Here is a 12881-nt window from a genome sequence, read left to right on the forward strand (position 1 = left end):
ATCACCATATTAGTCGTTGTGCATCAGATCGAGTATGCCATTGTTGGCAAAGTTGCTGCAGCGTGCGCCGGTTTGCGGATCGACTGCGATCAAGCGTGCATCCGAGGTGGGCATGTACAATTGAGCATCGCAGCGCACGGGTGCGAGAGTCTCGGCAGGCACTGACGCTGTTTGGGAATGTGCAATTGTCGTTTTGTTTGTGGCGGGCTCCCCGACTGGTGCCAAATAGGAAACGCCCCGGCATGTCTGGTGTTGACGCTGGCTTTCTGCGGGGACCTTGGCGTTATATACCCACTGCTCTTTACCCGTATCCGCGTCCAGTGCGACTAGCCAGTTATGCGGTGTACAGGAACAGGCTATTGCCGATCTTCAGCGGTGTGGCTTCGTACGTGGTTTCGTTGACATCTTCAGGGCCTTTGAGGTCACCCGTTTGATACTCCCAGGCCAGTTCCAGCTCGGCAACGTTCGCTGGAGTAATCTGATCCAGCGGTGAATATCGCTGACCATAATGACTGCGGCCGTAACTGGGCCAGTCGTTCTGATCAGCTGCCAATCCCAGATCGGGATCACTCACCACCGACTCGGTCGTCAGTTCACCCACAATGCGATGAGCGTCGTTAAAAACGCTACTGACCAGAATCAGCCCGCTTACCGTCCAGATGCCAAATAGCACCATCAAAGGCACGCGACTCACCTGCCTGGAGGGCCACAAAAGGGGTATGGCGAGCAGCAACAGAATGCCCAGACGCGTTGCCAACGGCCATCAATCGTAGCCACTTTCCCACAACGCCCAGATGGCGGTGCCGGCGAGTAATGCTGCATACAGCAGCTGAGCAGCGTTGCGTCGCGAGCGTAGTAACAAAGCTACCGTCAACAGAGCGGTACCGGCCATTGCGTAGTAAAGGCTGCCCCCTAGCGCCGCCAGCCATATACCCCCGGTCAGTAAGGCTACCAGTAGGACTAAGAGGGCAATCATCTGACGGAGCCTTGTGCCAAGGTTATCTAAATTAGCCAAAACCGGCTGGGGACGGCATAGACTCCTGAGGAGTGGCGAGCTAACAGCCGGGTTGCTTCTTCAGCATAGACTACCGATTGATTGGTCTGACGTTTGTTGTGAGTAGCCGTACTTCAGTCATCACGATTATTTGATGTGCGCGAGCTTTTGATCACCGAGTTGTATTTCAGGAACCAGTACACAAATACCACTTTCTTGGTTTGGTTTTGCAGGCGTGGACTTGCAGTATTGGCCCTACTGCCTCAGATCCACTTCAAATCAGTAGGCGACGACAGGGACGTCATCATGCGCAATCTTCGTTTCGTTTGGCTGTATCTTTATATTGTATGCGCTTCCTCGATCGTCGGCGCCCAAGGTGCAAGCCACAAAGCTATGCTGGCGAGCATCTACCCAGGCAATGCGCCGGTTACTGAATATTGGGTTAGCGAAAAGCTGGACGGTGTGCGGGGGCATTGGGATGGGGAGGCGCTGTGGACCCGAAGCGGCTACCTAATTAAAGCGCCAGCCTGGTTCACCCAACACTGGCCTGCGATGACTATGGACGGCGAGTTGTGGATCGCGCGCGGCAGTTTCGATGTGACCAGTACCATTGTGCGCAGCAGTGGTACTGATGATGCTGAGTGGCATCAAATCCAGTTCATGGTTTTTGACTTGCCCGGGCATGGAGGTGTATTTGGTGAGCGGGTGCAGGTCATGGGTGATATTGCGGCGCACGCAATCCCGTGGTTGCGAGCGATCAAGCAGTTCAAGGTGAGAAGTACCGATGAGCTTGATCTAGCGCTTGAGGCACTGGTTGCCGATGGCGGCGAGGGGCTGATGCTGCATCATCAGAACGCAAGGTATTTATCCGGGCGCAGCCAGGATTTAGTCAAATACAAATTGTACGAGGATGCAGAAGCTCGCGTGCTCGGCTACACCGCGGGCAACGGAAAGTACACGGGTAAGATTGGTGCACTGGATGTAGAGAGCGCGGATGGAAGGCGCTTTCGCCTGGGCAGCGGATTAAGCGACGCAGACAGAACGCAACCACCCCCCGTGGGTAGCTGGGTGACTTACCGCTTTAACGGGCTGACCTCGTCAGGTCTACCACGCTTCGCGCGATTTTTGCGCACTCGGAAAGCACCGCCTACGTCCCCGATATTGAACTGAATCTGTTGTTCAAGCTCTAACCAAATACGGAACGGATTTTCAATCTGCCAGTTGATTGAGTGGGGCGGGTTCCGGGACCAGACGCAGGCGCAGCCACGTCAGAAATGGCAGCGTAACTGCGAAATGTGCCCCACCTTTTCAAGCGTTGGATAAGGAGTTTTATAATGAACCTGAAAATTAAATCGATTCTGTTGGGTATGTTCTTGCTGTTCAGCATCGTTGGCTGCAACACCCTGCAAGGCGCGGGAGAGGATATTGAGCAAGGTGGTGAAGCTATTCAGAGAAGCGCGGGTTAACTAACTCACTACACAGGTAAAGCTGGGCCTGTCATCCGGCGCCAGCATTTGTCAGTGGATTCAGTTCTTTTTAGGTTGCGGGCGGTGTCCTACGGTGGATCCCATGGATAAATCGCTGAGCATTGCCAGGGCGACGGCTTCGGCTACCTTGATGCCATCTACCCCGGCAGACAGGATACCTCCCGCGTACCCAGCGCCCTCGCCAGCGGGATAGACGCCTCGGGTGTTGATGCTTTGCAGTGACAGATTGTCGCGCTTGATGCGGATCGGTGACGATGTACGAGTCTCTATGCCGGTGAGGATTGCGTCATGCCGGTCGAAGCCGCGAATCTGTTTGCCAAAGGCTGGCAGGGCCTCGCGGATCGCGTCGATGGCGTAAGCCGGCAGAGCCGCCGCCAGGTCGCCCAGCAGTACACCAGGCTGATAGGAGGGTTCTACTTCACCTAGTTGAGTAGACGCCTGGCTGCGGATAAAGTCTCCGACCAGTTGCCCAGGTGCACAATAATCGTTGCCACCCAGCTCAAAGGCCTTGGATTCGAGCTTTTCCTGCAATTCCATACCGGCTAGTGGCCCTCCGGGAAAATCTGCTTCCGGAGTAATGCCAACAACGATGCCAGCATTGGCATTACGCTCGTTGCGCGAATACTGGCTCATACCATTGGTCACGACCCGGTTGGGTTCCGACGTGGCCGCTACCACAGTGCCGCCGGGGCACATGCAGAAGCTGTAGACGGCCCGGCCATTTTTCGCGTGATGCACCAGCTTGTAGTCGGCGGCCCCCAGATCGGGGTGTCCGGCATACTTACCCAGGCGCGCCTTGTCGACCACCGATTGCGGGTGCTCAATACGAAATCCGATTGCAAAGGGCTTGGCTTCGATATAAATGTCCCGGGCATGCAGCCGCCGAAAGGTATCGCGCGCGCTATGACCCAGCGCGAGTACAACATAACGACTGCGCAGTTCCTCTCCGTCGGCCAGAGTGACGCCTTCGATCCGTCCGTCCTCGACGAGGAAATCGGTGACCCGGCTGTCAAACCGCACTTCGCCGCCCAGGGCTCGGATTTCTTCGCGCATAGTCGAGACGACGCCGGTCAGCCGGAAGGTGCCGATATGCGGCTTGCTGACGTACATGATCTCGGCTGGCGCGCCGGCACGCACAAACTCGTGCATCACCTTGCGGCCATAAAATTTGGGATCCTTGATCTGGCTGTAGAGCTTGCCATCAGAAAACAGCCCCGCCCCGCCTTCACCAAACTGCACGTTGGATTCGGGCGTCAGTACCTTGTTGCGCCACAGCGCCCAGGTGTCCTTGGTGCGGGCACGCACCTCCTTGCCCCGTTCCAGTACGATGGGTCGGAAACCCATTTGCGCCAGGCTTAACGCGGCAAATAGACCGCAGGGTCCGAAACCAATCACTAGAGGCCGTTCATTCAATTCGGCGGGCGCTTGCGCCACCGGGTAGTAACCGGTGTCTGGAGTGAGCCGCACGTTGCGGTCGTGGGTGAATCGAGCAAGCACCTGTGTTTCGCCATGCACCTGGACATCAATGATGTAAACGAAGTTGATCTCACTGTTCTTCTTGCGCGCGTCGTAACTGCGCTTGAACACGGTGAAATCGATCAGATCGGACTCGCCGAGCTTGAGCCTCGCGAGGATTGCGCTGCGCAGGGCCGCGGACGGATGTCCAAGGGGGAGCTGTAGTTCATTGATACGAATCATAGTGGAGTCCTGGCCGGTGTCTCCGGCAGAGGTGCATAGCTTCGTCCACTCTATATGGACGAAGCCGGGGCGGATCAGTCTGGCGGGCATTCTAACTGCCTTGGAGTTTGGGACCAAGACTCAATTTTTTTGCGCGGCGTCGAGCTTGTCCTGAGTACGGTTTTGGAAATCGCTGGCGTCGTGTCGTTCGCGCAATTGCTCGCTGGGATCACCCCAGGCCCGATTGACCATACGACCCCGTTTGACCGCGGCGCGTTCTTCCAGTTGAAGGGTCCAACGCAGTAGATTTGTGTAGCTGTGAGCTTCCAGAAACTCGGCAGCCTCGTAGACCTTATTGGTTACCAAGGCGCCATACCAGGGCCAGATGGCCATATCGGCGATGGTGTACTGATCACCGGCGATGTATTCCTGACTCGCTAGCTGCCGATCGAGTACATCGAGCTGACGCTTGACCTCCATGGCGTAGCGATTAATGGGGTACTCGTATTTTTCCGGGGCGTAGGCATAAAAATGTCCGAAGCCGCCGCCGAGCATCGGTGCGCTGCCCATCTGCCAGAACAGCCAGGACAGGCATTCGGCGCGCTGTGCGGGGTCGGTGGGGACGAAAGCACCGAACTTTTCCGCCAGATACAGAAGAATGGCGCCGGACTCAAACACGCGCACCGCGGGATCGGCAGTGCGATCGAGCAGTGCAGGGATCTTGGAATTGGGATTGACGCTTACAAAGCCGCTACCAAACTGGTCACCCTCGGTAATTTTGATCAGGTGCGCATCATATTCTGCGCCCTCAAAACCCTTCTCTAGCAGCTCCTCAAGCATGACGGTGACTTTGACACCGTTGGGCGTGGCGAGCGAATACAGCTGCAACGGATGCTTGCCTACCGGTAATGCCTTGTCATGGGTAGGCCCGGCGACAGGGCGGTTGATGTTGGCGAATGCACCCCCATTTTCGGCATCCCAGGTCCAGACTTTTGGCGGCGTATAGGTTGGGTCGGTCATGACAGTTGTGCTCCTGTTGGTGGACATCAGGTTGCGGGCAGTTTCGCCCGGTTTCACGCTCGCGGGGATGCCAGTGGCGCCGGCGAGCATGTTTTCTCGACTGGAGACATTAGCCCTGTATTTCGCTGATTTGAATTTGAGCGACGATATCGGTGTAGTTGGGAATGTCTTCAGCGAACGCTTTAGCGTTAGGCGCGAAAGCCTGCTGGAAACTCTCGAGGCTGTCGAAGTAAAGGTTGGCGATGGCCACAAACGGGGCTTCGGCTCCAGGCGTGCCACCGGCGACGCCCTTCTCTACTTCCGCTTTCAGGCAAGCATCGGCCAGAGCGCTGGTCACCATGGGCATATGAGAGTCCAGGTAGTATTTCATGTCGAAACGGGCATTAGGGCTATTGGGATACATCACGCTTGCTTTGATCATTGGGTGTCTCCTGTTTTTGGTATGTTCAAGGTAACCTGTCTTGTATGCCGGAGTGAACCGCATAAGTGCCAGAACATGCGATTAACTAGGGCCAAATCGGTGTTAGCTGAAGAGACCGTCAGGGTAGTGAAAAAATTCAGCGCTATGCGCTTGGTACAGTAAAGGATGATTGCATCATCCATCAGTGACTGTCTTATATTTAAATGTAGAGGGGACGGATGCGCTGGCCAGTCACGCCGGCTATAGTGGTCTCCTGCATTAACGATTAGCAGTAAAACGATAAAAAGGACATTACGATGTTGGCTTTGGTGATTGGTCTGTTGTTGTTTCTTGGGGTGCATTCCGCCCGCTTGTTCGCCCCCCAGTGGCGTGCGGCAAAAATCGATAAAATAGGTCTGTTGCCCTGGAAGGGTGTCTACTCGCTGATAGCTCTTCTAGGCCTGATCATGATCATCTGGGGCTACGGTCAGGCACGGCTTGATCCGACCTGGTTGTGGGTGTCGCCAGCATGGACTCGCCACCTGGCTGCCTTGCTGACCATTCCCGCGTTCATTCTGCTGGTGGCCACCTATGTGCCGCATACGCACATCAAGGCCCGCGTGGGTCACCCGATGTTGTTGGGTGTGAAGTTCTGGGCCGTTGCTCATCTTCTGGCCAATGGCACCTTGGCTGATTTGCTGTTGTTTGGTGGTTTTCTGCTCTGGGCTGTGCCGCTGTATGTCGTATCACGCAAGCGTGATCGGATTGCAGGTGTGCGTTATCCAGCAGGCCAGGTCAGCCGGGATGCTATTGCTATCGTCGTTGGGTTGGTGTTGTGGGTCGCATTTGCACTCTGGTTGCATGTCCTGCTAATTGGTGTGAAGCCCTTCGGCGTCTGAGCCGAGCGACAGAACCCCCAGCGGTCAGTAGTGTTGTGGGTGAGAGCGCGCTAGCGTCTATCAACGCGCTTTCCCCCAGGAATCAGCCCATTGTGGCTGTCACAGAGGTCAGGAGCCATCACCATGCAGCTGTTGTATCCGGAGATCAAACCTTTCGCCCGTCATGAGTTGGCTGTGCAAAAGCCCCATGTGCTCTATGTAGATGAGAGTGGCCAGGCCGATGGCTTGCCGGTGGTGTTTATCCATGGTGGCCCCGGTGCGGGCTGCGATAGCTTGAGCCGTCGTTTCTTCGATCCCTCGGTGTATCGAATCATCACTTACGATCAGCGCGGCTCCGGCCGATCCACGCCCCATGCCAGCCTGGAGAATAATACGACCCAGCATCTGGTCGAGGACCTCGAAGTGTTGCGCGAGCATCTAGGTATCGAAAAATGGGTCCTGTTCGGTGGATCCTGGGGGTCTACTCTCTCACTGGCTTATGCTCAGGCATATCCGGATCGGGTGATGGGTTTGATTTTGCGCGGCATCTTCCTGTGTCGCGACCAGGATATTCAGTGGTTCTACCAGAAAGGGGCGAGCCATATATTCCCGGATTATTGGGAGGACTATGTATCGATGATCCCGGAGGTCGAGCGCGGCGATATGGTCGCTGCGTTCTATCGGCGCCTGACCGGTGATGATGAAATCTGTCGTATGCATGCGGCTAAGGCATGGTCTCTTTGGGAGGGTCGTTGCGCAACACTGAGACCCAGTCCGCAGGTCGTGGATCGTTTCAGCGATGCACGGCGTGCCTATGCCATCGCGCGAATAGAATGCCACTATTTCGTTAATCATTCGTTCCTCGAGCCGAATCAGTTGCTGGACAACATGCATCGCATTGAGTACATCCCCGGCATCATCGTGCACGGGCGTTACGATATGGTCTGTCCGTTGGACAATGCACACAGCCTTCACCACAAATGGCCGGGTAGTGAGTTGCAGATCATTCGTGACGCCGGTCATGCGGCTTCTGAAAACGGTATCGCCGACGCATTGGTCAGAGCTTCAGAAACCATGTCTCGTCAACTTCTTGGTCTGGCACCCCGGGCGGAGTAGCGTGTGAAAGCACTGCTGCAAAGAGTCAGCACAGCACGCGTCGAGGTGGCCGAGGAGACAGTGGGATCGATCGGCCAAGGCCTGCTGGTGCTGGTCGGTGTTGAACCGCAGGATGACCAGCAGACTGCCGACAATATGTTGAAGCGGCTACTGGACTACCGGGTCTTCAATGATCCCCAGGGGCGTATGAATCTTTCCCTGCGGGATGTCGGCGGAGGCTTGCTTCTGGTGTCGCAATTTACCCTCGCCGCCGATACTCACAAAGGTCGGCGACCGGGTTTCTCCACAGCAGCATCGCCTGAGCACGCAGCCGCCTTGTACGACTACATGCTCGGTCGCGCGGTCTCATTGCACCAGCCCGTGGCTAGTGGGCGCTTTGGCGCTGACATGCGAGTGCATCTGGTCAACGATGGACCGGTCACCTTTCTGCTTGAGAATTAACCCATAGCCGCCAGTTTTTCCTCGACGAAATCCAATCGGTCTTGGCCGAAAAACATGTCACCGTCGACGAATAGTGTAGGCGCGCCGAATATGCCGCGCCGCACTGCCTCCTCGGTCGTATCCTTTAGCCCCTGCTTGACTACCGGATCACTCAAATGCTCCATTAATTGAGCGGGATCGAAATCCGCCGCGGCCAGCACCTTGCCGACGACTTCCGGCTGGCCCATGTCCTGTTCATCTACCCACATTGCAGTGAAGACGGCGGTGAGATAGGGCACCAGTTGCTCGGTCTCAAGCAGTGCTTGCGCGCCGCGCATTAACTGTAACGTGTTGATTGGAAAGTACGGGTTGTGCTTCAGGGTTACCCCGTAGCGCTGGGCGTATCGTTGAAAGTCGATACGGCTGTATGCGCCCTTGGCTTCAATGCTGGCAGGTGATTGGTTACCGGTCGCTTGAAACACACCGCCAAGTAACATGGGTCGGTATACCAGTGTCGCGCCATGGCGCTCAGCCAATGCTGGAAGCTGTGTCCAGGCCAGATAGCTGGCAGGGCTGCCAACGTCAAAAAAGAATTCGATTTGTTTGTTCATGATTATCTCTCGCAGGGAAGGGGGCTTAAAACGTTTCCATCCAGGGGCGCAGATCAAGTTCGTGCGTCCAGGCATCACGGGGTTGCCGATGCAATTGCCAGTACTGCTCGGCAATATGTTCAGGGTTGAGAATGCCATCCTCGGACTTCAGTGCGTAGCGCTCGGGAAACGTATCACGAATAAAGGCCGTATCGATTGCGCCGTCGATAATCGGGTGGGCGACATGGATACCTTGGGGTCCCAATTCGCGGGCCATGCTCTGAGCCAGCGCGCGCAAGGCAAACTTGGCACTGGCGAAAGCGGCGAAGCCGCTGCTCCCGCGCAGTGATGCGGTTGCACCGGTAAAAATAATGGTGCCCCGTGCGCGCGGCAACATGACCTTCGCCGCTTCGCGGCCAGCCAAAAAGCCACCCAGCGCAGCCATTTCCCAGACCTTGCGAAAGACCCTCTCGGTGGTCTCGGTGATCGGGAAGCGCACATTGGCGCCGATGTTGAATACCACTACTTCGATCTGGCCGACGTTCTGCTCGATGTGCTCGAACAGCTCGACCATTTTCTCCTCGCTTCGCGCATCACAACCAAAGGGGTGGGCGATGCCACCCTCTTGGCGAATGCCATCGACTAACGGACCAAGCTGTTCAATCTTGCGGCGGGTCACGCAAAGCGTGTAACCCTCCCGGGCGAAGCGCCGAGCAATAGCGCCGCCAGTCGCATCGCCGGCACCGATAATGACTGCAACAGGTGAGGTAGACATAGCTTCTTCCTTTGTGGGTTCTTTTTTGGAACTATATTCATAGTCAGTTTCTTTTTGGAACCTGTCAAGTTATTGTGAGCCTGTATTATTGATGAGGATTAACCATGCGTTGGGAAGAACTGGATCAACAGCCCTGCTCGCTGGCGCGAACCCTGGCGGTGATTGGCGATAAATGGACGCTGTTGGTCTTACGCGATTGCTTTCTCGGTATTCGCCGTTTCGACGAGTTCGAAAAGCGCCTGGGCATAGCGCGCCATCTACTCGCCAGTCGTTTAAAAAAGCTGGTCGAGCATGGCGTACTGACAAAAGTGGCCTACCAGCAACGACCCGTGCGCGAGGAATACCGTTTGACCGAAAAAGGTCTGGATTTGCATTCTACTATTCTTGCACTGGTTTCCTGGGGGGACCGGCATATGCAGGATGAGCGTGGGGCACCTGTGCTGCACGTGCATAAGGCGTGCGGTCAGGTGATGCGTCCGATCACGGTGTGCTCTGAGTGCGGCGAGCCGGTTGGTGCACGCGATGTGCGAGCTGTTGCTGGTGCAGGCTGGTCTGGTGAGAGTGTACTTCCTGTCTAGCAGTCTGGAGTAAGCAACTACAGTAAAGGCAGCGGGTCAACGGTAGGTCAGAACAGGCGGCTAACCAGAGCCGTTACCGCGGTTTCTACCCGCAATATGCGCTCGCCCAGTTGGACGGGTTGCAGTCCGGCCGCAACGAGTTTGTCGAGCTCGTAGGGTATCCAGCCACCCTCAGGACCTATGGCTAGCGTTACTTGCTGGGTGACCTGTCGCGGGCACTGAGCATAGTTGCCTGGGTGTGCCACCAGGCCTAGAGAGCCAGCAGTTATCTCAGGGAGCTGATCTTCGACGAAGGGTTTGAAGCGTTTTTCGATGCGAACGGTTGGCATGATGGTGTCGCGTGCCTGCTCCAGCCCAAGCAGCAGGTTCTCTTCAATGTGGCCGGGCTGCAGAAAGGGGGTTTGCCAGAAGCTTTTTTCAACGCGGTAACTGTTGAGCAGAATAATGTCGGCTACGCCGAGGGTGGCGCAGTGTTGGAGAATGCGGCGAAACATCTTGGGGCGGGGCATGGCCAACACTAGTGTCAACGAGAGCTTGGCTGGGGGTTGCTGGGTAAAATTCACCTGCAGCTCGACGCGTTCATCGTCCAGGCTGAGTACACGGCCCTCACCCATTAACCCGCCAAGCAACCCTATTTTGATTGTGTCGCCCGGTTGTGCCTGATGCACGCCGCGTAAGTGTTGCAGGCGCCTATCGCGGAGTTCGATCCGGTCGCTGGAAAGAAAATCGGCGTCTTTGACGAGAACGAGGTTCATGCCCCGGGCTGGTCATCCGAGGGCTGTTCGGCGAGCTTGCGTTTTTTGATCAACATACTGAACAGGATGCCAACTTCGTACAGTAGCCACATGGGTATCGCCAGCAAGGCCTGCGATATCACATCCGGCGGCGTTAAGACCATGCCGATGATGAAACATCCGACTATGACGTAGGGGCGGATCTCTTTCAGTTTGGCGACGTCAACGACGCCAGCCAATACCAGTAAAATGGTCGCGATGGGGATTTCGAATGCTAGCCCGAATGCCATAAACAGGGTCAGCACAAAATCCAAATACTTGTTGATATCCGTCATCACCGCTACGCCGGCGGGCGCTGTACTGGTAAAAAAACCAAAAACCAACGGAAAGACAACGAAATAGGCAAAAGCCATACCCGCATAAAAAAGCACAATACTGGAGGCGAGCAGCGGAACCGCGAGACGCTTTTCATGCTTGTAGAGGCCTGGCGCTATGAAGCTCCAAAATTGGTGCAGGATGAAAGGCATGGCGAGGAACAGCGCACTGACCAGAGCCAGTTTGAATGGGGTTAGAAATGGCGATGCCACGTCCGTGGCGATCATGCTGGTGCCTTCCGGCAAAAACACGCGTAGGGGTTCAGAAATAAAGGTATACAGGTCGTTGGCGAAATAGAATAGACCAGCAAATATAACCAGCCAGATCATCACGATGCGTAACAAGCGAGAGCGCAACTCGGTCAGGTGCGCTACCAGCGGCATGTCTTCGGCAAGTTGGGCGGGGGTGCGTTTATCCGTCATTGCGGGGGTTTTGCTCGTTTGCGGCACTGTGTTCGGTATCTTGGCTGGGCGGATCGGCAACAGGATCAGTTTGTTCTGTATCCGTGACAGCCGTATGACGATCAGTTTTTACATTTGAGACTGGAGGAACAGCCTCTTTTGCCTGATCTTCCAGCGTGTTCATTACCCGCTCATTGTGCAGCTGCTGTCGAATCTCATCTGCACCAATCTCGCGCTCGATCTGAGACTTTACGTCGGAGAATCCCCGCTTGATTCGGCCGATGGTTAGCCCGGCCATGCGTATGGCGCCCGGCAACCGTTCGGGTCCGAGCACCAGCAAGGCGATGATTCCGATCACCAGTAATTCGAAAAACCCGACATCGAACATGGGTAATCAGTCTCCGGACCGGCTTTCCTGCTTTTTACGTTCAGCTTCAGCCTCATATGTCTCTGCGCTTGTCTTGTCCTGCACCGAAGGCTTTTCATCCTCGGTGTTGACCGACTTGCGAAAGCCCTTGATTGCTTCGCCCAGATCGCTACCGACGCCTTTCAGGCGCTTGGTGCCGAAAAGCAGAATAACAATCACCAGAACGATTGCTAGTTGCCAGATGCTGATGCCACCAAAACCCATGGGAAACCTCCAGGGCGAAGCCCTATTTCAGTTGGCGAGATGCCTTTTCAGCCAGACCGGAGAGATCGAAACGTTGCTCCAGTTCGCTCAGTATATCGTTCGGTCCCAGACCCAGATGGCTGAGCATGACCAAGGTGTGGAACCACAAGTCGGCAGTTTCTCCAATCAGTTCGGACTTGTCTTCGCTATGCTCGCAATCCTTTGCTGCCAGTAGCGTTTCCGTGCATTCCTCGCCGACCTTTTCGAGAATCTTGTTGAGTCCTTTGGCGTGCAGACTGGCAACGTAGGAGTTCTCGGTGCTGGCCAGCTTACGCTGTTCGAGCACGACTGCCAGGCGGTTCAGAGTGTCATTCATGTTTGTGCTCATAAATATGCTCGGGATCCTTTATAACAGGGTCGACCGACTGCCATTCACCGCCGCGCAGGACGCGATAAAAGCAGCTTTCCCTGCCCGTATGACAGGCCATGCCGCCGATCTGCTCGACCATCAGGATAATAACGTCAGCATCACAGTCCAGACGCAGTTCATGTAGCACCTGCACGTGTCCTGATTCTTCGCCCTTGCGCCACAGTTTTTGCCGTGAGCGAGACCAATAAATACCGCGGCCTTCGGCGGCGGTGAGCTGCAATGCTTCGCGGTTCATCCAGGCGACCATCAACACACGCTGGGTGTGAATATCCTGTGCAATCGCTGGGATCAGTCCATCTTGACCCCACTTTATGTTGTCCAGCCAATTGTTTTTTTCAGTCATGTCACTCATGCGTGGAAGTGTGCCAGTTATGGGTCGGGTTGCGCCAGCGGTAG

At 55.7% G+C, this 12881-nt stretch carries 20 protein-coding genes and 1 pseudogene; 6 read left to right on the forward strand and 15 right to left on the reverse strand.

The features are described 5' to 3' along the window. Positions 1-9: 9 nt before the first annotated feature. The 4 genes and pseudogenes from ACJAXR_RS12250 to ACJAXR_RS12265 all read right to left on the reverse strand — a co-directional run bounded on the left by ACJAXR_RS12250 (position 10) and on the right by ACJAXR_RS12265 (position 976). The gene (locus tag ACJAXR_RS12250; protein ID WP_415058556.1) at positions 10-162 is read right to left on the reverse strand and encodes a hypothetical protein; all 153 of its coding nucleotides are present in this window, start codon (positions 160-162) and stop codon (positions 10-12) included. 138 nt (positions 163-300) lie between these two features. Further along, a pseudogene (locus ACJAXR_RS12255) lies at positions 301-360 on the reverse strand (hypothetical protein); the annotation flags it as partial. Beyond that, positions 335-685 carry a hypothetical protein gene (locus ACJAXR_RS12260; RefSeq protein ID WP_415058557.1) on the reverse strand — a complete coding sequence of 117 codons (351 nt, stop codon included), beginning with the start codon at positions 683-685 and terminating at the stop codon, positions 335-337. The gene ACJAXR_RS12260 and the pseudogene ACJAXR_RS12255, both read right to left, overlap by 26 nt. A 78-nt stretch (positions 686-763) precedes the next feature. After that, the gene (locus tag ACJAXR_RS12265) at positions 764-976 is read right to left on the reverse strand and encodes a hypothetical protein (protein WP_415058558.1); all 213 of its coding nucleotides are present in this window, start codon (positions 974-976) and stop codon (positions 764-766) included. A gap of 324 nt (positions 977-1300) precedes the next feature. Here ACJAXR_RS12265 and ACJAXR_RS12270 point away from each other — a divergent pair, with 324 nt between their 5' ends. Continuing rightward, positions 1301-2164: a DNA ligase gene (locus ACJAXR_RS12270; protein ID WP_415058559.1), complete on the forward strand. Its 864-nt coding sequence runs from the start codon at positions 1301-1303 to the stop codon at positions 2162-2164. Between the two features lie 164 nt (positions 2165-2328). Further along, positions 2329-2460: an entericidin A/B family lipoprotein gene (locus ACJAXR_RS12275; RefSeq protein WP_415058560.1), complete on the forward strand. Its 132-nt coding sequence runs from the start codon at positions 2329-2331 to the stop codon at positions 2458-2460. A 60-nt stretch (positions 2461-2520) separates the two neighbouring features. Here the strand turns inward: ACJAXR_RS12275 and ACJAXR_RS12280 are convergent, their stop codons facing one another. The 3 genes from ACJAXR_RS12280 to ACJAXR_RS12290 all read right to left on the reverse strand — a co-directional run bounded on the left by ACJAXR_RS12280 (position 2521) and on the right by ACJAXR_RS12290 (position 5599). Further along, positions 2521-4179, reverse strand: a complete 1659-nt coding sequence (locus ACJAXR_RS12280; protein WP_415058606.1) for an NAD(P)/FAD-dependent oxidoreductase — start codon at positions 4177-4179, stop codon at positions 2521-2523. A gap of 120 nt (positions 4180-4299) precedes the next feature. After that, positions 4300-5178 (reverse strand): glutathione-dependent disulfide-bond oxidoreductase, encoded by an 879-nt coding sequence (yghU, locus tag ACJAXR_RS12285; protein ID WP_415058561.1) that lies wholly within the window; start codon positions 5176-5178, stop codon positions 4300-4302. Between the two features lie 109 nt (positions 5179-5287). Next, the gene (locus ACJAXR_RS12290; protein ID WP_415058562.1) at positions 5288-5599 is read right to left on the reverse strand and encodes an EthD family reductase; all 312 of its coding nucleotides are present in this window, start codon (positions 5597-5599) and stop codon (positions 5288-5290) included. A 296-nt stretch (positions 5600-5895) separates the two neighbouring features. On the opposite strand from ACJAXR_RS12290, the gene ACJAXR_RS12295 reads away from it, so the two are divergent. The 3 genes from ACJAXR_RS12295 (at position 5896) to dtd (ending at position 8013) form a co-directional block, all read left to right on the forward strand. Next, positions 5896-6477, forward strand: coding sequence for an NnrU family protein (locus ACJAXR_RS12295; RefSeq protein ID WP_415058563.1), 582 nt, complete (start codon positions 5896-5898; stop codon positions 6475-6477). 123 nt (positions 6478-6600) lie between these two features. Further along, the gene (gene pip, locus ACJAXR_RS12300) at positions 6601-7572 is read left to right on the forward strand and encodes a prolyl aminopeptidase (RefSeq protein ID WP_415058564.1); all 972 of its coding nucleotides are present in this window, start codon (positions 6601-6603) and stop codon (positions 7570-7572) included. Between the two features lie 3 nt (positions 7573-7575). Continuing rightward, complete coding sequence (dtd, locus tag ACJAXR_RS12305; protein WP_415058565.1) at positions 7576-8013, forward strand: D-aminoacyl-tRNA deacylase; 438 nt, start codon at positions 7576-7578, stop codon at positions 8011-8013. Here dtd and ACJAXR_RS12310 read toward each other — a convergent pair. Together ACJAXR_RS12310 and ACJAXR_RS12315 are read right to left on the reverse strand one after the other, a co-directional pair. Continuing rightward, positions 8010-8603: a 2-hydroxychromene-2-carboxylate isomerase gene (locus ACJAXR_RS12310; protein ID WP_415058566.1), complete on the reverse strand. Its 594-nt coding sequence runs from the start codon at positions 8601-8603 to the stop codon at positions 8010-8012. The two genes, dtd and ACJAXR_RS12310, sit on opposite strands and share 4 nt — an antisense overlap. 25 nt (positions 8604-8628) lie before the next feature. Then, positions 8629-9357 carry an SDR family oxidoreductase gene (locus ACJAXR_RS12315; RefSeq protein ID WP_415058567.1) on the reverse strand — a complete coding sequence of 243 codons (729 nt, stop codon included), beginning with the start codon at positions 9355-9357 and terminating at the stop codon, positions 8629-8631. 104 nt (positions 9358-9461) lie between these two features. Between ACJAXR_RS12315 and ACJAXR_RS12320 the strand changes: the two genes are divergently transcribed. After that, positions 9462-9935 carry a winged helix-turn-helix transcriptional regulator gene (locus ACJAXR_RS12320; protein WP_415058568.1) on the forward strand — a complete coding sequence of 158 codons (474 nt, stop codon included), beginning with the start codon at positions 9462-9464 and terminating at the stop codon, positions 9933-9935. A gap of 47 nt (positions 9936-9982) precedes the next feature. Here the strand turns inward: ACJAXR_RS12320 and ACJAXR_RS12325 are convergent, their stop codons facing one another. The 6 genes from ACJAXR_RS12325 to hisI are packed head-to-tail and all read right to left on the reverse strand — an operon-like array spanning position 9983 to position 12828. Beyond that, the gene (locus ACJAXR_RS12325) at positions 9983-10690 is read right to left on the reverse strand and encodes a 16S rRNA (uracil(1498)-N(3))-methyltransferase (RefSeq protein ID WP_415058569.1); all 708 of its coding nucleotides are present in this window, start codon (positions 10688-10690) and stop codon (positions 9983-9985) included. Then, entirely contained in the window at positions 10687-11466 is a 780-nt protein-coding gene (gene tatC / locus ACJAXR_RS12330; RefSeq protein ID WP_415058570.1) for a twin-arginine translocase subunit TatC, read from the reverse strand. Before tatC ends, ACJAXR_RS12325 begins: the two co-directional genes overlap by 4 nt. Further along, positions 11456-11833, reverse strand: a complete 378-nt coding sequence (gene tatB, locus ACJAXR_RS12335) for a Sec-independent protein translocase protein TatB (protein ID WP_415058571.1) — start codon at positions 11831-11833, stop codon at positions 11456-11458. Before tatB ends, tatC begins: the two co-directional genes overlap by 11 nt. Positions 11834-11839: 6 nt before the next feature. Continuing rightward, complete coding sequence (gene tatA, locus ACJAXR_RS12340; RefSeq protein WP_415058572.1) at positions 11840-12076, reverse strand: twin-arginine translocase TatA/TatE family subunit; 237 nt, start codon at positions 12074-12076, stop codon at positions 11840-11842. A gap of 22 nt (positions 12077-12098) precedes the next feature. After that, on the reverse strand, positions 12099-12431 hold the full coding sequence (locus tag ACJAXR_RS12345) for a phosphoribosyl-ATP diphosphatase (RefSeq protein ID WP_415058573.1): 333 nt from the start codon (positions 12429-12431) through the stop codon (positions 12099-12101). Beyond that, on the reverse strand, positions 12424-12828 hold the full coding sequence (gene hisI / locus ACJAXR_RS12350; protein WP_415058574.1) for a phosphoribosyl-AMP cyclohydrolase: 405 nt from the start codon (positions 12826-12828) through the stop codon (positions 12424-12426). Before hisI ends, ACJAXR_RS12345 begins: the two co-directional genes overlap by 8 nt. Positions 12829-12881 lie beyond the last annotated feature (53 nt).

Origin of the sequence: Halopseudomonas sp., assembly GCF_047631575.1 — a bacterium.
Taxonomy (GTDB): Bacteria; Pseudomonadota; Gammaproteobacteria; order Pseudomonadales; family Pseudomonadaceae; genus Halopseudomonas.

Bases quoted from the DNA above. Each gene is read 5' to 3' on its own strand.
- ACJAXR_RS12265 (WP_415058558.1), bottom strand. From the start codon at position 976: ATGATTGCCCTCTTAGTCCTACTGGTAGCCTTACTGACCGGGGGTATA.
- ACJAXR_RS12270 (WP_415058559.1), top strand. From the start codon at position 1,301: ATGCGCAATCTTCGTTTCGTTTGGCTGTATCTTTATATTGTATGCGCT.
- ACJAXR_RS12275 (WP_415058560.1), top strand. From the start codon at position 2,329: ATGAACCTGAAAATTAAATCGATTCTGTTGGGTATGTTCTTGCTGTTC.
- ACJAXR_RS12280 (WP_415058606.1), bottom strand. From the start codon at position 4,179: ATGATTCGTATCAATGAACTACAGCTCCCCCTTGGACATCCGTCCGCG.
- yghU (WP_415058561.1), bottom strand. From the start codon at position 5,178: ATGACCGACCCAACCTATACGCCGCCAAAAGTCTGGACCTGGGATGCC.
- ACJAXR_RS12290 (WP_415058562.1), bottom strand. From the start codon at position 5,599: ATGATCAAAGCAAGCGTGATGTATCCCAATAGCCCTAATGCCCGTTTC.
- ACJAXR_RS12295 (WP_415058563.1), top strand. From the start codon at position 5,896: ATGTTGGCTTTGGTGATTGGTCTGTTGTTGTTTCTTGGGGTGCATTCC.
- pip (WP_415058564.1), top strand. From the start codon at position 6,601: ATGCAGCTGTTGTATCCGGAGATCAAACCTTTCGCCCGTCATGAGTTG.
- ACJAXR_RS12310 (WP_415058566.1), bottom strand. From the start codon at position 8,603: ATGAACAAACAAATCGAATTCTTTTTTGACGTTGGCAGCCCTGCCAGC.
- ACJAXR_RS12315 (WP_415058567.1), bottom strand. From the start codon at position 9,357: ATGTCTACCTCACCTGTTGCAGTCATTATCGGTGCCGGCGATGCGACT.
- ACJAXR_RS12320 (WP_415058568.1), top strand. From the start codon at position 9,462: ATGCGTTGGGAAGAACTGGATCAACAGCCCTGCTCGCTGGCGCGAACC.
- ACJAXR_RS12325 (WP_415058569.1), bottom strand. From the start codon at position 10,690: ATGAACCTCGTTCTCGTCAAAGACGCCGATTTTCTTTCCAGCGACCGG.
- tatC (WP_415058570.1), bottom strand. From the start codon at position 11,466: ATGACGGATAAACGCACCCCCGCCCAACTTGCCGAAGACATGCCGCTG.
- tatB (WP_415058571.1), bottom strand. From the start codon at position 11,833: ATGTTCGATGTCGGGTTTTTCGAATTACTGGTGATCGGAATCATCGCC.
- tatA (WP_415058572.1), bottom strand. From the start codon at position 12,076: ATGGGTTTTGGTGGCATCAGCATCTGGCAACTAGCAATCGTTCTGGTG.
- ACJAXR_RS12345 (WP_415058573.1), bottom strand. From the start codon at position 12,431: ATGAATGACACTCTGAACCGCCTGGCAGTCGTGCTCGAACAGCGTAAG.
- hisI (WP_415058574.1), bottom strand. From the start codon at position 12,828: ATGACTGAAAAAAACAATTGGCTGGACAACATAAAGTGGGGTCAAGAT.